General features: G+C 64.6%; 12 protein-coding genes and 1 tRNA gene. 5 read left to right on the top strand and 8 right to left on the bottom strand.

The window, feature by feature from the left end:
• Positions 1–234 precede the first annotated feature (234 nt).
• Together AC0Z2B_RS26050 and AC0Z2B_RS26045 are read right to left on the bottom strand one after the other, a co-directional pair.
• A complete protein-coding gene (locus AC0Z2B_RS26050) occupies positions 235–963 on the bottom strand; it encodes a CbtA family protein (protein WP_476300529.1) in 729 nt (242 codons plus the stop codon).
• 19 nt (positions 964–982) lie between these two features.
• Positions 983–1,195 (bottom strand): CbtB domain-containing protein, encoded by a 213-nt coding sequence (locus tag AC0Z2B_RS26045; RefSeq protein WP_268147755.1) that lies wholly within the window; start codon positions 1,193–1,195, stop codon positions 983–985.
• Between the two features lie 242 nt (positions 1,196–1,437).
• Between AC0Z2B_RS26045 and AC0Z2B_RS26040 the strand changes: the two genes are divergently transcribed.
• Both AC0Z2B_RS26040 and AC0Z2B_RS26035 read left to right on the top strand, forming a co-directional pair.
• Positions 1,438–2,592, top strand: coding sequence for an acyltransferase family protein (locus tag AC0Z2B_RS26040; protein WP_476300526.1), 1,155 nt, complete (start codon positions 1,438–1,440; stop codon positions 2,590–2,592).
• Between the two features lie 28 nt (positions 2,593–2,620).
• Positions 2,621–3,565 carry an NAD-dependent epimerase/dehydratase family protein gene (locus AC0Z2B_RS26035; protein WP_476300524.1) on the top strand — a complete coding sequence of 315 codons (945 nt, stop codon included), beginning with the start codon at positions 2,621–2,623 and terminating at the stop codon, positions 3,563–3,565.
• 54 nt (positions 3,566–3,619) lie between these two features.
• On the opposite strand, the gene AC0Z2B_RS26030 is transcribed toward AC0Z2B_RS26035, so the two are convergent.
• The 5 genes from AC0Z2B_RS26030 to rpsU all read right to left on the bottom strand — a co-directional run bounded on the left by AC0Z2B_RS26030 (position 3,620) and on the right by rpsU (position 12,046).
• Positions 3,620–3,696, bottom strand: a tRNA-Ile gene (locus AC0Z2B_RS26030).
• Between the two features lie 15 nt (positions 3,697–3,711).
• A complete protein-coding gene (locus tag AC0Z2B_RS26025) occupies positions 3,712–7,446 on the bottom strand; it encodes a bifunctional diguanylate cyclase/phosphodiesterase (RefSeq protein ID WP_476300522.1) in 3,735 nt (1,244 codons plus the stop codon).
• 102 nt (positions 7,447–7,548) lie between these two features.
• On the bottom strand, positions 7,549–9,396 hold the full coding sequence (rpoD, locus tag AC0Z2B_RS26020) for an RNA polymerase sigma factor RpoD (RefSeq protein WP_416427177.1): 1,848 nt from the start codon (positions 9,394–9,396) through the stop codon (positions 7,549–7,551).
• Between the two features lie 67 nt (positions 9,397–9,463).
• Positions 9,464–11,446 (bottom strand): DNA primase, encoded by a 1,983-nt coding sequence (gene dnaG, locus AC0Z2B_RS26015; RefSeq protein ID WP_476300520.1) that lies wholly within the window; start codon positions 11,444–11,446, stop codon positions 9,464–9,466.
• Positions 11,447–11,830: 384 nt separating this feature from the next.
• The gene (gene rpsU, locus AC0Z2B_RS26010) at positions 11,831–12,046 is read right to left on the bottom strand and encodes a 30S ribosomal protein S21 (protein WP_002551877.1); all 216 of its coding nucleotides are present in this window, start codon (positions 12,044–12,046) and stop codon (positions 11,831–11,833) included.
• A gap of 201 nt (positions 12,047–12,247) precedes the next feature.
• On the opposite strand from rpsU, the gene tsaD reads away from it, so the two are divergent.
• Positions 12,248–13,273, top strand: a complete 1,026-nt coding sequence (gene tsaD / locus AC0Z2B_RS26005; RefSeq protein ID WP_416427175.1) for a tRNA (adenosine(37)-N6)-threonylcarbamoyltransferase complex transferase subunit TsaD — start codon at positions 12,248–12,250, stop codon at positions 13,271–13,273.
• Between the two features lie 12 nt (positions 13,274–13,285).
• Here the strand turns inward: tsaD and plsY are convergent, their stop codons facing one another.
• Positions 13,286–13,855, bottom strand: a complete 570-nt coding sequence (gene plsY, locus AC0Z2B_RS26000) for a glycerol-3-phosphate 1-O-acyltransferase PlsY (RefSeq protein ID WP_476300518.1) — start codon at positions 13,853–13,855, stop codon at positions 13,286–13,288.
• Positions 13,856–13,930: 75 nt separating this feature from the next.
• Between plsY and folB the strand changes: the two genes are divergently transcribed.
• A complete protein-coding gene (gene folB, locus AC0Z2B_RS25995) occupies positions 13,931–14,284 on the top strand; it encodes a dihydroneopterin aldolase (protein WP_416427173.1) in 354 nt (117 codons plus the stop codon).
• Positions 14,275–14,784, top strand: coding sequence for a 2-amino-4-hydroxy-6-hydroxymethyldihydropteridine diphosphokinase (gene folK / locus AC0Z2B_RS25990; RefSeq protein WP_476300516.1), 510 nt, complete (start codon positions 14,275–14,277; stop codon positions 14,782–14,784). Before folB ends, folK begins: the two co-directional genes overlap by 10 nt.
• Positions 14,785–14,817 lie beyond the last annotated feature (33 nt).

Here is a 14,817-nt window from a genome sequence, read left to right as displayed (position 1 = left end):
ACGCCCTAATCGGCTCATTTTGTGAGCCGATTAAGTCAGCTAATCGGCTCACTGTCCAGATTGCACTCCGTAGCCGCTGCCGGCAGGCTGCGCTGGCCATGTCGTACGCTGGAGAGCTTGCGTCGAGGCTTAGGGCCGGCGCAGCCTGCGGCAGCGGCTACGGGGAGGTAGCCGGGCGAGACTGCAGGCATAAAAAAACCGCGCCGGAGCGCGGTTCTCTTCAAGCAGCGTGGATCAGGCGTGGGCAAAACGCGCCTTGGGGTGCAGCAACCGCTCCGCCACCGGCCCGAACACCAGGCCGACGGTGGTCCACAGCACCAGCTGGATGCCCAGCGACGAGGTGCGGAATTTCCACAGCACGTCGGCCGAGAAGTTCGCCGGCACTTCGTTGATGGTGGGGAACAGCGCACCGGCCACGGCCATGATCACCAGGTACAGGGCCACGCCGGCGATGGCGCCAGCCCACACGCCAGAGGCGGCGATGACCTTGCGCGCGGCGTTGACGGCGATGACCGCGGCCACCACCGACACCAGCAGCATCATGAAGAACACCTGGGTGCGCAGGCCGATGGTGTCGGGGTTGCCTACCGACGGCGGGTTGGCCGGGTATTTGATTTCCGGCACCAGGATCAGCACCACGAAGGCCGCCAGGGCCAGCAGGGCCGACAGGCCACGCGGGCCGACCTTGCCGATGCGGCCCAGGGAGTAGGCGAACACCAGGGCGAAGATGCCACCCAGGGAAACGCTGTAGGCCACCACGCCGGTCAGCAGGCCGAAGGTGCTCTGCACCTCGCGGCTGACCAGCTCGGGCTCCTCGGCGTCGCCGTGCATGTGCGCCATGCCTTCTTCGAAGGCGATGGCACGGTCAACCTGGGGTTCACCGAATATTTTTGCAAAACCGAAGGCGAGGATGCCGGCCAACAGGCCGACGAGCATGCCCCTGACGAGTAAACGACCAGTCATGTGAAACACCTCGAAGGGATCAGTGGCAGGGGAAGCCCAGCAGGTGGCGACCGTCGTGCACGAACTCGTGGACGTACATGCCCTTGAACAGCGCGGTGGCGCCTTGTTCGGCGCCAACGAAGTAGATTGCCAGCATCAGCAGCAGGCCGCCGAAAATCGCCCACGGCAGGATTTCGCCCAGGGGAATGGTCGGAATCGAGATGTCGGTTTGCGAAGTAGTGCTATAGGCCATGATTACCTCTGGGATTACGCGTCCCGGTTACGGTGGATAGGTCGAAAAAAGGTCTGGCTTACGGCAAGGTGCCGACTACAGTGGCGCGACCGCGGCGGTTTTTGACCGTCTTCTTTTTTCGAAACACATTGATACAGCTGCGTCAGTGTACCTGTTTGCCCGATGAACGTCGTGAAGATTGGCCGCGCGGGGCAGGCCTGAGCGGCTACGCTTGGCTTGCAGGTTCCACATGGGGCGCAGCCATGCAAGGCGCAAACAGGTTCCAGGCGCTGGACAGCTTTCGCGGCCTGTTCGCGCTGGCGGTGGTGACGTACCACATTGGCTTGCCGGGCAGCTTCACCGAGCTGGCGTTTTTCCGCAACGCCGACCTATTCGTGGAGTTCTTCTTCGTGCTTAGCGGCTTTGTGCTGGCCCACGCCTACGGCAGCAAGGACCGCGTGGACTCCAGCCGTTTCTTCATCACGCGCTCGTTGCGCCTGTTCCCGCTGCACTGGGTGATGCTGCTGGTGTTCATTGCGCTGGAGGTGGGCAAGGCGATTGCCTGGCGCAAGGGGCTCGCGTTCAACTCGAAGCCGTTCAGCGGCGCCACCGCGCTCTCGGAAATACTGCCCAACGCCCTGCTGGTCCAGTCGTGGACCGGCTTTACCGAAGCGCTGTCGTTCAACTATCCGGCCTGGAGCATCAGCGTCGAGTACTACATGTACATGGTGTTCCTGGCGGCGTTGTTGCTGCGTGGCAGCGCGCGGCTGTGGGGCTGGGCAGCCATCGCCGCGCTGGCCGCGCTGGCGCTGTACCTGGAACTCGGCGGGCTGACGCCAAAGGCCCTGCGTGGGCTGTTGTGTTTCTTCGGCGGGGCGTTGGCCTACATGGTTTACCGCCGGCTGAGCACCCGGATCCGCGTCGGTTTCGCCTGCTTCACCGGGCTTGAACTGCTGTCCGTGGCCTTGGTGGTGGCGTTACTCATCTCCAGCCTCGACAACAAAATGCCGCTGGCCCGCGTGCTGTTCTGCGCGGTGGTGGTTGTGTATGCGTTTGACGGTGGTGCCGTTTCCCGACTGTTGCAGGGTCGGGTCTTTCATTTGGTCGGCAAGGTTTCCTACTCCATCTACATGACCCACGCGGCAGTGTGGTTCTGCGTGGTGTCCTGCTTCATGGTGCTGCAGAAGCTCACCGGCACGCCGTTCGCACCGTCCATTGGCCCCAAGCGCTACGTGGACACCGGCAGCGTGTTGCTCAACAACCTGCTGGCAGTGGCGGTGTTGCTGATGGTGGTAGGGCTGGCCATGCTCACCTATCGCTACGTGGAGCTGAAGGGCCAGCAACTGGGCGCACGCTTGGCGCACCGCGCCCCCGAGAAGGTGGCCACCGAGGTGGGCGTGCAGGAACGTGGATCATGATTTTCAATCAACAGGTTTCAGGAGCGCCATGAACATACTCGTCACGGGGGCCACCGGCTTCCTCGGCCAGGCCGTCTGCGAGGCCTTGGCAGCGCAGCCCGACAACCAGGTGCTGGGCACCAGCCGTTCAGCGGGCACAGGGCCCGTGCCGCTGGTTGCCGTGGGCGACATCGCCGCTGCAACCGACTGGTCCGGCGCCTTGCAGGGCATCGAGGTAGTGGTGCACATCGCCGCGCGCCTCAACTTGCAGGGCGACACCAGTCCCGACCCGTTGGCCGAATACCGCCGCACCAACCTCGAAGGCACCCTGGCCCTGGCGCGCCAGGCACTGGCGGCCGGCGTGCGAAGGCTGATCTTCATCAGTTCGGTGGGGGTCAATGGCTCCTTCACCACCGGCACGCCCTTTGACGAAGCCTCGGTACCGGTGCCGGACGGCGACTACGCCATTTCCAAGTTCGAAGCCGAGGAGGGCCTGCGGGCGCTGGCGCAGGGCACGACCATGGACGTGGTCATCATCCGCCCGCCGCTGATCTATGCCGCCCACGCCCGGCGCAACTTCCCGCGGCTGTTGAAGCTGGTGGACTCCGGCCTGCCACTGCCGTTCGCAGCGGTGGACAACCGCCGCAGCATGGTGGCCCTGGAGAACCTGGTGGACTTCATCGTGCTGTGCACCCGCCACCCGGCGGCGGGCAACCAGCTGTTCCTGATCTCCGATGGCGAGGATGCCTCCACGGCGCAGATCGTCCGCTACCTGGCCGCGAGCATGGGCCGCTCACCACGGCTGGTGCCGGTGCCCGATGGGCTGATGCGGTGGGGGGCCAGGCTGGCGGGCAAGCAGAATATGTACACCACCTTGTGCGCCTCGCTGCAGGTAGATTCGGGCAAGGCGCGACGGTTGCTGGGGTGGGTGCCGCCGTTGACGCTGGAGCAAGCGCTGCACAAGACGGGTAGGGCGTATAAGCAGCTGGGCTGAAAAGCGTTGGCCTGAAACGCAAAAAGCCGCGCAGATGCGCGGCTTTTTCGTAGGTGGTGGGCCCAGCAGGACTCGAACCTGCGACCAAGGGATTATGAGTCCCCTGCTCTAACCAACTGAGCTATAGGCCCCCAGTAGGTCGCGGATTATAACGACGGTTTCGCGCCAGTGCCATCCGAAAAGTCGCAAAGACGCATACGAAGAAACCGCGCGGCGAATTCGTCGGCGTTCAGGGGCAGGCTGTAGATGAAGCCCTGGATCTGTTCGCAGCCCTCGCGGGCCAGGAATTGCTGCTGGTCGTCGTTCTCCACGCCCTCGGCGATCACGGTCAGTTGCATGCTGCGGCCCAGGGCAATGATCGCCCGCACGATGGCGGCGTCATGAGGGTCGGCGGGCAGGCCGCGGACGAAGGACTGGTCGATCTTGAGGATGTCCAGGGGCAAGCGCTTGAGGTAGCTGAGCGAGGAATAGCCGGTGCCGAAGTCATCGATGGCCAGTTGCACGCCCAGGCGCTTGAGGTCGTGCAGCACCGCCAGCGCCTCCTCGGCCTGGCTCATGATGAAGTTCTCGGTGATCTCCAGCTGCAGGCAGCCTGGGTCCAGGTGGTGCTGGCGCAGCAGCTGGTCGATGCGCTTGAGCAGGTTGGGCTGGCGCAACTGGCCGCCGGCGAGGTTGACCGACAGCGGCCCGAAGCCGTCGTACAGCTGCTGCCAGGCATGGAGTTGGCGGCAGGCCTGGTCCAGCACCCAGTCGCCGAGCTGCAGGATCATGCCGTTCTCTTCGGCCAACGGGATGAAGCGCTCGGGGGGCACGTCACCGAAGGTGGGGTGGGCCCAGCGAATCAGCGCCTCGGCGCCGACCAGGCTGTGGTCGTGCACGCTGAACTTGGGCTGGTAGGCCAGGCTCAGTTCGCCGCGCTCGATGGCCCGGCGCAGTTCATGTTCCAGCGCGACCCGCTCGCTGGCCTGGGCGGTGAGGTCGCGGGTGTAGGATTCGACGCGGTTGCGGCCCTTGGCCTTGGAGCGGTACATGGCGGCGTCGGCGTTCTTGATCAGCGTGGGCACGTCGGTGCCGTCCTGGGGGTAGAGGCTGGTGCCGATGCTGGCGCTGGTGAAGAACTCGTGCTCGCCCGCCTGGAACGGCGCGGCGAAGCAGGCCAACAGCTTGTTGGCGATGTGCTCGGCATCGGCGGCCTGCTGCAGGCCAGGCAGCAGGATGATGAACTCATCGCCGCCCAGGCGCGCCACGGTGTCGATGTCGCGCACCTGTTCCTTGAGGCGCTGGGCGATGCCTTTGAGCAGCAGGTCGCCCACCGGGTGGCCGAGGCTGTCGTTGATGTGCTTGAAACGGTCCAGGTCGAGGAACAGCACGGCGCCCTGGCCGCTGACGTCGTGCTCGCGGTTGAGCGAGGCCTGCAGGCGGCTTTCGAACAGGGTGCGGTTGGGCAGGCCGGTGAGCGGGTCGTGGTGGGCCTGGTAGTCGAGGCGGGCCTGGGCGTGCTTGAGGCTGGAGATATCGGCGAACACGGCCACGAAGTGGGTCAGCGCCGAGTCGGGGTTGCGCACGGCGCTGATGGTCAGCCAGCAGGGGTAGAGCTCGCCGTTCTTGCGCCGGTTGTGAATCTCGCCCTGCCAATGGCCCTCGGCGGTCAGGCGGTGCCACATGGCGACGTAGAAGGCGCTGTCGTGCTGGCCCGAGGCGAGCAGGGTAGGGGTGGCGCCCAGGGCTTCGCTTTCGCTGTAGCCGGTGATCTCGGTGAAGGCGCGGTTCACTGCGGTGATGCGCTGGCGGGTGTCGGTGATCAGCACGCCCTCGGCGGTGCTCTCGAACACGGTGGCGGCCAGTTGCAGCTTTTCCTGCATCAGGTGGCGGTCGGTGATGTCACGGGCAATGGTCAGCATGCACGGCTCGCCGCCGATGGGCAGCGGGCTGGTGGACACCTCGCAGAGGCGAATGGCGCCATCACTGCGGCGCATCAGGCAGCCGAAATCGCGTACGAAACCGTCGCGTTCGAGGATGTCGAGCAGGCGCTTGCGCTCGTTAAGATCGACCCACAGGCCCAGATCGAGCGTGGAGTGGTCGATGGACACATGGTTGGCGTAGCCACTGATGCGAGTGAAGCCTTCGTTCACCTCCAGCAGCACGCCGTCGCGCTGGCGGGTCAGGAGCATGCCATCGGGCGAGGCGTGGAAGGCCTTGGCGAACTTTTCCTCGCTGATCTGCAGCTGCCTCTGGGTTTCCTTCAGCTGGCTGATGTCGCGCACCACCACCACCAGCGCCGGGATGGTGTCCAACTCGAAGGGTTCGGCTGAGATCAAGCCGGTGAACATGTCGCCGTTGCTGCGCCGGAAGGGCATTTCCAGGTTGCGGATGCTGCCCGCCTGCAGCCGCTGCAGCAGGCCCGGGCCGGCGCCGTCGATGCCCCAGATGTTCAAGTCGGTGGCGGTGCGCCCCACCACGTCAGTGGCGTACAGGCCGATCTGCTCCTCGAAGGCCTTGTTCACCTCCAGCAGGCAGCCATCGCTGAGGCGCGCGATCACCAGGATGTCGGGGCACTGGCGGAACACCGAGGCGAACTTCTGCTCTGACTGGCGCAGGGCTTCCTCGGTGCGCTTCATCTCGCTGATGTCGATCATCAGGCCGCGCATCACCGGCTGGTGGCCCTGGCGGATCATGCTGACGATATCGCGCACCCACAGGTGGCGGCCGTCCGCCGTGACCACGCGGTAGTCGACCACGTGATCATGGCCGGCCTCGGTCTCGCGGGTGCAGTAGGTCTCGGCGCTTGCAGCATCGGCGGGGTGCAGGATGCTGCGCCAGAAGCCCGGTTTCAGCCAGTCCGTCAGCGGGTAGCCCAACAGCGCCTCGGCGTGGGGCGATACATAGCTGTAGGTGAAATCGCTGGTGCGCGCTTCCCAGGCAATGGCCGACAGGCTTTCCACCAGCCCGCGGTAATGATATTCGCTGGCGCGCAGCTCCTGTTCCAGGGCCACCCGCCGTGAGATCTCGGAGCTCAGGCGACGGTTGATGCGGATGACGATGGCCAGCACGGCGAGGATGGCCAACAGCGCGGGCAGGCCGTAGGTGAGGTAGTCATGCCACAGGGTGCGATGATCGATGACCTGGCCCACCCAGCGCTCCTGGATCTGGTTGAGTTGCGCCGGGGTCAGGCTGGCCAGGGCCTTGTCGAGGATGCCCACGAGGATTTTCTCGTCCGCCGGCACACCCATGGCCAACTGGTAGCGGTAGGGCGTCTCGCCGCTGACGTAGATGCCTTGCAGTTTCAGTTGCCGCAGGCTCCAGACGCTGGACGCCAGGTCGCCCACCACGGCGTCCACCTGGCCAGTGGCCAAGGCTTCGAGGGCCGAGCTGACGTTGGGCTGCGGGTCGAGGTTGAGGTCCGGGTGGTGGGTGCGCAAAAGTTCGTGGGGGGCGTAGTTCTCCACCACGGCTACCTTCAGCCCGTAGAGATCGGTCAGGTTGCGCGGTTGGGCGCCGTTCTTGCGCGCCAGGATGACGATGGGGAAATCCAGGTAGGGGCGGGTGAACGCCATGTAGGTCTGGCGGTCGGGCGTGGACATCACGCCCGGCAGCAGGTCCACCTGGCCTTTCTGCGCCAGGTGCAGCACTTCGGTCCAGCTGGTGGGTTCGATGGGGGTGAGCTTGACGTCCAGCGCCTGCTGCACCAGGTGGATGTAGTCGGCGGCCAGGCCCTGGTAAAGGCCGCTGGCGTCACGAAACTCGAACGGTGGCCACGACGCATCCACGCCCAGGCGCAACTCGGGATGGTCCTTGAGCCAGGCCCTTTCCTGATCGGTCAGGGTCAGGGCATCGGCTGTTGCTGTCCAACACAGCAGGAGCAGCAATAGCAGCACGCGCATGTGGGCCTCGTTGCACCGGGAAAGGTTCTTCGAGTGTAGACGGCATGCGCGGGGGAATAACGGCAGAATGCAAAACCCCCGGCAGGGCCGGGGGTTCTGGTGTTACTCGTCGAGGAAGGAGCGCAGGTGCTCGCTTCTCGTCGGGTGGCGCAGCTTGCGCAGCGCCTTGGCTTCGATCTGACGAATCCGCTCACGGGTTACATCGAACTGCTTGCCGACCTCTTCCAGCGTGTGGTCGGTATTCATGTCGATGCCGAAACGCATGCGCAGCACCTTGGCTTCGCGTGCGGTCAGGCCGCCGAGCACTTCGCGGGTGGCTTCCTTCAGACTTTCCACGGTCGCCACGTCGATCGGCGATTGCATGGTGGAGTCTTCGATGAAGTCGCCCAGATGCGAGTCTTCGTCGTCACCGATCGGGGTTTCCATGGAGATCGGCTCTTTGGCGATCTTCAGCACCTTGCGGATCTTGTCCTCAGGCATTTCCATGCGTTCGCCCAGCTCTTCCGGGGTCGGTTCGCGACCCATTTCCTGCAGCATCTGCCGGGAAATACGGTTGAGCTTGTTGATCGTCTCGATCATGTGCACCGGAATACGGATGGTGCGCGCCTGGTCGGCGATCGAACGGGTAATGGCCTGACGGATCCACCAGGTGGCGTACGTCGAGAACTTGTACCCGCGACGGTATTCGAACTTGTCCACCGCCTTCATCAGGCCGATGTTGCCTTCCTGGATCAGGTCGAGGAACTGCAGGCCACGGTTGGTGTACTTCTTGGCGATCGAGATCACCAGACGCAGGTTGGCCTCAACCATCTCTTTCTTCGCGCGGCGGGCCTTGGCCTCACCGATCGACATGCGACGGTTGATGTCCTTGATTTCGACGATGGTCAGACCGGTTTCGGTCTCCAGGTCGACCAGCTTCTGCTGGCAGCGCACGATGTCGGCGTTCAGGCGGCCCAGTGCTTCGGCCCACTTGGTGCTGCGCTTGGCCAGGTCACCGGCCCAGGTCATGTCGACTTCGTTGCTGGGGAACAGGCGCAGGAAGTCGGCACGCGGCATGCGGGCGTCACGGACGCACAGCTGCATGATGGCGCGTTCTTGCTGACGCAGGCGGTCCAGGGCACCACGAACGCGCTCTACCAGCACTTCGAACTGCTTTGGCACCAGCTTGATCGGCATGAACAGCTCGGACAGGGCCAGCATCTCGGCGATGCCTTGCTTGCTGTCGCGACCGTGCTTCTTCAACGCCTTCAGGGTGATGTCCAACTGCTCGGACACGGCACCGAAGCGCTGGGCGGCCACGACTGGGTCCGGACCGCTTTCGGCCTCTTCCTCGTCGTCGCTGCCTTCGCTTTCTTCGTCTTCGTCGTCAGACTCGGCCTTGGCAGGCGCCTTGGTGTCGATCGGCGGCGGGACTTCGGCTGGCGGCGCAATGCCGTCGTCCGGGTCGATGTAGCCGCTCAGAACGTCGGACAGGCGGCCACCTTCGCTGGTGACGCGATCGTATTCGCCGAGGATGTAGTCGACCGTGCCAGGGAAGTGCGCGATTGCGCCCATCACTTCACGGATACCTTCCTCGATGCGCTTGGCGATTTCGATTTCGCCTTCGCGGGTCAGAAGCTCTACCGTACCCATTTCGCGCATGTACATGCGCACCGGGTCGGTGGTGCGACCGATGTCGGTCTCCACGGCCGCCAGCGCCGCGGCAGCTTCTTCAGCTGCGGCTTCGTCGGTATCGGCTTCGGCCAACAAAAGGGCATCCGCATCCGGAGCACTCTCGAATACGTTGATCCCCATGTCGTTGATCATGCGGATGATGTCTTCCACCTGCTCCGGATCTGAAATATCCTCTGGCAGGTGGTCGTTGACCTCCGCGTAAGTCAGGTAGCCCTGCTCACGACCGCGGGTGATCAACTCTTTGATGCGAGACTGCTGTTGCGCTTTTCCGGACATAACACCCTATCCACTGAAGGTCTTGGCGGGCAAAAAACAAGCCGAGGATTATACCCGAGCTAGGACCTCACGCGCCAGTTGAGGTCGGGGTTTGTGCGTGAACATTGCGAGTTAACAGCTCGCGCAGCTGATTTTTCTCTTCTGCGCTCAATTCACTTTGACGAGCTTTCCTGAGCAGATGTTCCAGGCAGCGCTCGCGTTGGCGAGCGGACAAGCTAGTAATGGTGTCGAAAAACTGTTGTTCAAGGTTATCGGCATCAATCAGCCACTCTTTCTCGGCCAATGCGCGCAGCAGCTTGCCCTGCTCGGTGCCGTGCCAACGCGCGATCAACTGTAGAGAGCGTAGCTTAGGATTCTTTTGCAGGGCTTCGAGCAGGGCCACCAACAGCTGGGCGTAGACGTGCTCTTCGTCGGCAAAGTGGCTGGCGTTCTCCACCTTCTCGGCCAGCTGCGGGTGGTGCAGCAGGGTGCGCAGGGCGCTGAGGGTGGGCGGCTCGACCGAAGTCGGCACGCGCGGCGGCACCCGGGGCTCGAAATTGCGCCCGCCCTTGCCCTTCCAGTCCTTGTTGCCTTTCCAGTCTTTCTTGCCGCCGCCCTTGTTGGGTGTCCAGGCCTGCTGCTGTTGCGGCTGGAATTCCTGGGGCGCGTGCTGGGCGTGGAAATCGCTGTAGTCGGGGCTGTAGTCGGGCACCGAGTCGTAGTCGAAGCCCGGGTCGTAACTGGGTGGCGGTGCCTCGGCCGGGGCGCTCTGGGCCATCTGCTTGACGGCTTCGCCACTCAGGCCGGTGATTTCACCGAGGCGGTTGCGCATCAGCTGGCGCAGGTTGGCGCCGGCCACCTTGTCGATCAGCGGCGCTGCCAGGGTGACCATGTGCGCCTTGCCTTCCAGCGAGCGCGGGTCGGCTTCCTCGGTCAGCTGCTGGAAGAAATAGTCGGCCAGCGGCTGGGCGTGCTGGTTGATGCGGGCCTTGAAGGCGTCGGTGCCTTCGGCGCGCACCAGGGTGTCCGGGTCTTCGCCCTCGGGCAGGAACAGGAAGCGTGCCTTGCGGCCGTCCTGCAGGCTCGGCAGGGCGGCTTCCAGGGCGCGCCAGGCAGCGTTGCGGCCGGCCTGGTCGCCGTCGAAGCAGAACAGCACGCTGGGCACCACGCGGAACAGGCGCTTGAGGTGTTCCTCACTGGTGGCCGTGCCCAGGGTCGCCACGGCGTTGCGCAGGCCCTGCTGGGCCAGGGCGATGACGTCCATGTAGCCCTCGACCACGATGATCTCGTCGAGGTTGCGGTTGTGCTTGCGCGCCTCGTACAGGCCGTACAGCTCCTGGCCCTTGTGGAACACCGGGGTTTCCGGGGAGTTCAGGTACTTGGGCTTGTCGTCGCCCAGTACTCGGCCGCCAAAGGCGATCACCCGGCCGCGGCTGTCGCGGATGGGGAACATCACCCGGTCGCGGAAGCGGTCGTAGCGCTTGCCGGAGTCGGCGTTCTCGATCAGCAGGCCGGCGTCGATCATCACCTTCTGCTGCAGGGTGTCGCTGGCCAGGTGCTTGAACAGGTTGTCCCAGCCCGGCGGGGCGAAGCCCAGGCCGAAGTCGCGGGCGATTTCACCCGACAGCCCGCGGCCCTTGAGGTAGTCCACGGCGGCGCGCCGCGCCGGGTGGCCCTTGAGCGCCTGGCGATAGAACTCGGCGGCGGCGGTCAGCAGCGGGTACAGCGGCGAGTCGGTAGGCTGCCGGGGCTTGTGGCCGCGCCCGCCTTCTTCACGGGGCACCTCCATGCCGGCGGCCTTGGCCAGTTCCTCCACGGCCTGGGGGAAGTCCAGGTTGTCGTGGTCCATGATGAAGCCGAGGGCGTTGCCGCCGGCGCCGCAGCCGAAGCAGTAGTAGAACTGCTTGTCGGGGCTGACGGTGAAGGAGGGGGTCTTTTCCTTGTGGAACGGGCAGCAGGCAGAATAATTCTTGCCGGCCTTTTTCATCTGGATGCGCGAAGTCACCACGTCGACGATGTCGGTGCGGTTCAGAAGGTCGTCAATGAAGCCCTGGGGAATCAGCCCGGCCATGGTTCTCTCATCATCAGGCTAGGAAGCATTGCTGGAGTGTAACTGTGCGCCGGTCGTGGTGCCGGTGTCGCCTTCCTGTTTGTTTGTCGGAAACGGCGTCGCATCCGATCAGCCGGGGCTGGTGTCGAAGCGGGACGTTGAAAACAGGAAAAAGGGGGTGTGCTCGTCTGCAGCCCGTGAAGGCTCGTCAGTTCTGACGTGCACGCTGGCGATGAGGCCAGGTCTGACGTTTCAGGCAGGTTTGCTTCGGCGCACAAGGCGACCTCGGCATCCGCTCGGGCCAGGCCAGAACGGGGTGTTGCAACAACGGCTCTTGCAACAGCAACAACTGCCGGCAGCCCGGCTTTGGGCCGGGCGAGGCAGAAGCTTGCGACGCAGTCTGTATTAGTACAGACGAACGGCGCGGCGCTGTTCGCGCTGAACTTTCTTGGCGTGACGCTTAACAGCAGCAGCTGCTTTGCGCTTACGCTCGGAAGTCGGCTTCTCGTAAAATTCGCGGCTACGAACTTCAGCCAGTACACCGGCTTTTTCGCAGGAGCGCTTGAAACGACGCAGAGCTACGTCGAAGGGTTCGTTCTCTTTAACTTTGACGGCTGGCATCTAGAGCTACCTTCATTCATTACCGGGATCGACGTGCCAATGGCAAAAACATGCGCTGAAGTACGTCGGTTTTTAAGGGTTGCGGATGTTAACCCTTACCCGCCCGGAATGCAAAGCCTCTGATCGAAAACCGCTGGCCGGGGCCCTGAGTGGCGACTATCATGCGCGCCTTCGAATTCAGCCTCAACAAGGCCATGACCCATGTTAGTACTGGGATTGGAAACATCCTGCGACGAAACCGGCGTCGCCCTCTATGACAGCGAACGCGGGCTTTTGGCCGACGCGCTGTTCAGCCAGATCGACCTGCACCGTGCCTATGGCGGCGTGGTGCCCGAGCTTGCTTCCCGTGACCACGTGAAGCGCATGCTGCCCTTGATCCGCCAGGTATTGGCCGAGGCCGACTGCGTGGCCACCGAGATCGACGCCATTGCCTATACCGCCGGCCCGGGCCTGGTGGGTGCGCTGCTGGTGGGGGCGTCCTGCGCCCAGGCGCTGGCGTTCGCCTGGGGTATCCCGGCCCTTGGCGTGCACCACATGGAGGGCCATCTGCTGGCGCCCATGCTGGAGGCACAACCGCCGGAGTTCCCGTTCGTCGCTTTGTTGGTTTCCGGTGGCCACACCCAGCTGGTGCGCGTCGACGGCATTGGCCAGTACGAGCTGCTGGGCGAAACCCTGGACGATGCCGCTGGCGAAGCGTTCGACAAGACCGCGAAGATGATCGGCCTCAATTACCCGGGCGGTCCCGAGATCGCGCGCATGGCCGCCCAGGGCGTGCCCGGCCGGTTCACGTTCCCGCGGCCGATGACCGATCGCCCAGGCCTGACGTTCAGCTTCAGCGGCCTGAAAACCTCGGCCCTGAACACCTGGCAGCACTGCCAGGCAGCTGGGGACGACAGCGATCAGACCCGTAGCGACATCTCGCTGGCGTTCCAGCAGGCGGTGGTGGACACTCTGACCATCAAGTGCCGCCGTGCCCTGAAACAGACCGGCCTCAGCCGCCTGGTGATCGCCGGTGGCGTGAGTGCCAACAAGGCCCTGCGCGAGTCGCTGGACAGCATGCTGGGCGAGTTCAACGGCAAGGTGTTCTACGCGCGCCCGCAGTTCTGCACCGACAACGGCGCGATGATCGCCTACGCCGGTTGCCAGCGCCTGCAGGCCGGCCAGCACGAAAGCCTGGCCATCAGCGTGCAGGCCCGCTGGCCCATGGAGCAATTGCCGGCGCTGTAACCCTCGCCGGGCTCAGAAATGCCGTTCGCGGCCGGCCAGCAGGTCGCGCAGGTTGCCGCGGTGGCGCCACACGATCAGCAGGGTCAGCACGCTCATGGGCAGCAGCGCCTCGGGCTCCTGCCAGGCCAGCAATGGCAGGGTCAGGGGCGTGGCGATCAATGAGGCCAGCGAGCTGGTGCGGGTGAGGTAGAACGTCAGCGCCCAGGCGGCCACTGCCAGCAACGCGGCGGGCGGGTAGAGCGCCAGGATCATGCCGGCGGCAGTGGCCACGCCCTTGCCGCCCTGGAAATGGAAATACAGCGGGAACATGTGGCCGAGCACCGCACACAGGCCGATCCAGGCCTGCGCTTGCAGGTCGAGCCCGGCGAGGCGGGCCACCAGCACGGGCAGCAGGCCCTTGCACAGGTCGCCCAGCAGGGTGAGGATGGCGAGTTTCCTGCCGGCCAGGCGCAGCATGTTGGTGGCGCCGGCGTTGCCGGAGCCGCTCATGCGCGGGTCAGGGTTACCGGTCACGCGGCTAAGCACAATGGCGAAGGACAGCGAGCCGAGCAGGTAGGCGAGAATCGCCAGTAACCAAAACATGCTAACTATTCCGGGCGAGGACGCCCCTGATTCTAACGGCGCATTGCGCCCTTGTCGTGCTGCGGAGAGAAGTGCTTGGACAGAGTGTTTATCGAAGGTCTGGAAGTCGACACCGTGATCGGTGCCTATGACTGGGAGCGTGGCATCCGTCAGTGCCTGCGCCTGGACCTGAGTTTTGCCTGGGACAACCGCCCGGCCGCCGCAGGCGACGACCTGACCCTGGCGCTGGATTACGCCAGTGTCTCCACGCGGATCCAGGCCTTTGCCGAGGCCAGCCAGTTCCAGTTGGTGGAAACCTTCGCCGAACGCCTGGCGCAGGTGCTGATGAGCGAATTCAACATTCCCTGGCTGCACCTGAAACTGACCAAGCCTGGCGCCGTTGCGGCCGCCAAGGGCGTTGGCGTGGAGATCGAGCGCGGATGTCGCTGACGCGGATTTACCTGGGCCTGGGCAGCAACATCGACCGCGAGGCGCACCTGTGCGCCGGCCTCGATGCGCTGGCCGGCTTCCTCCAGGACATGCACTGCTCGGCGGTGTTCGAAAGCCAGCCGGTGGGCATCAAGAGCGGGCCGTTCTTCAACCTGGTGGTCAGCGCGCTGACCGACCTGCCGTTGATCGAGCTGGACCGCCGGCTGAAGTTCATCGAGGCCGACAACGGCCGCTATGCGCCGGAGCGCAGGGGCTTGCCGCTGGACATCGACGTGCTGCTGTACGGCGACCTGGCAGGCAATTTCGACGGCCTGGTGCTGCCCCGGGCAGAGATTCTCAAGAACGCCTTCGTGCTGTGGCCGCTGGCGTTGATTGCGCCGGATGTGCTGCACCCCGGCGTGGGCAAGCCCATGGCCCAGGTGTGGGCCGAGGCGCAGATTGACCAGGTGCTGGCACCGGCGCCGTTCGAGTGGCGCGGCCGGCAGTTGACCTGCCTCTGAATTGGCGTCGCCTGCATCGCGGCCCAGGGCGGC

The sequence above is a fragment of the Pseudomonas sp. GYB4201 genome, assembly GCF_056312595.1.
Note: the sequence above shows the minus strand (reverse complement) of the source record. Positions and strands in the feature narration are given on the sequence as shown.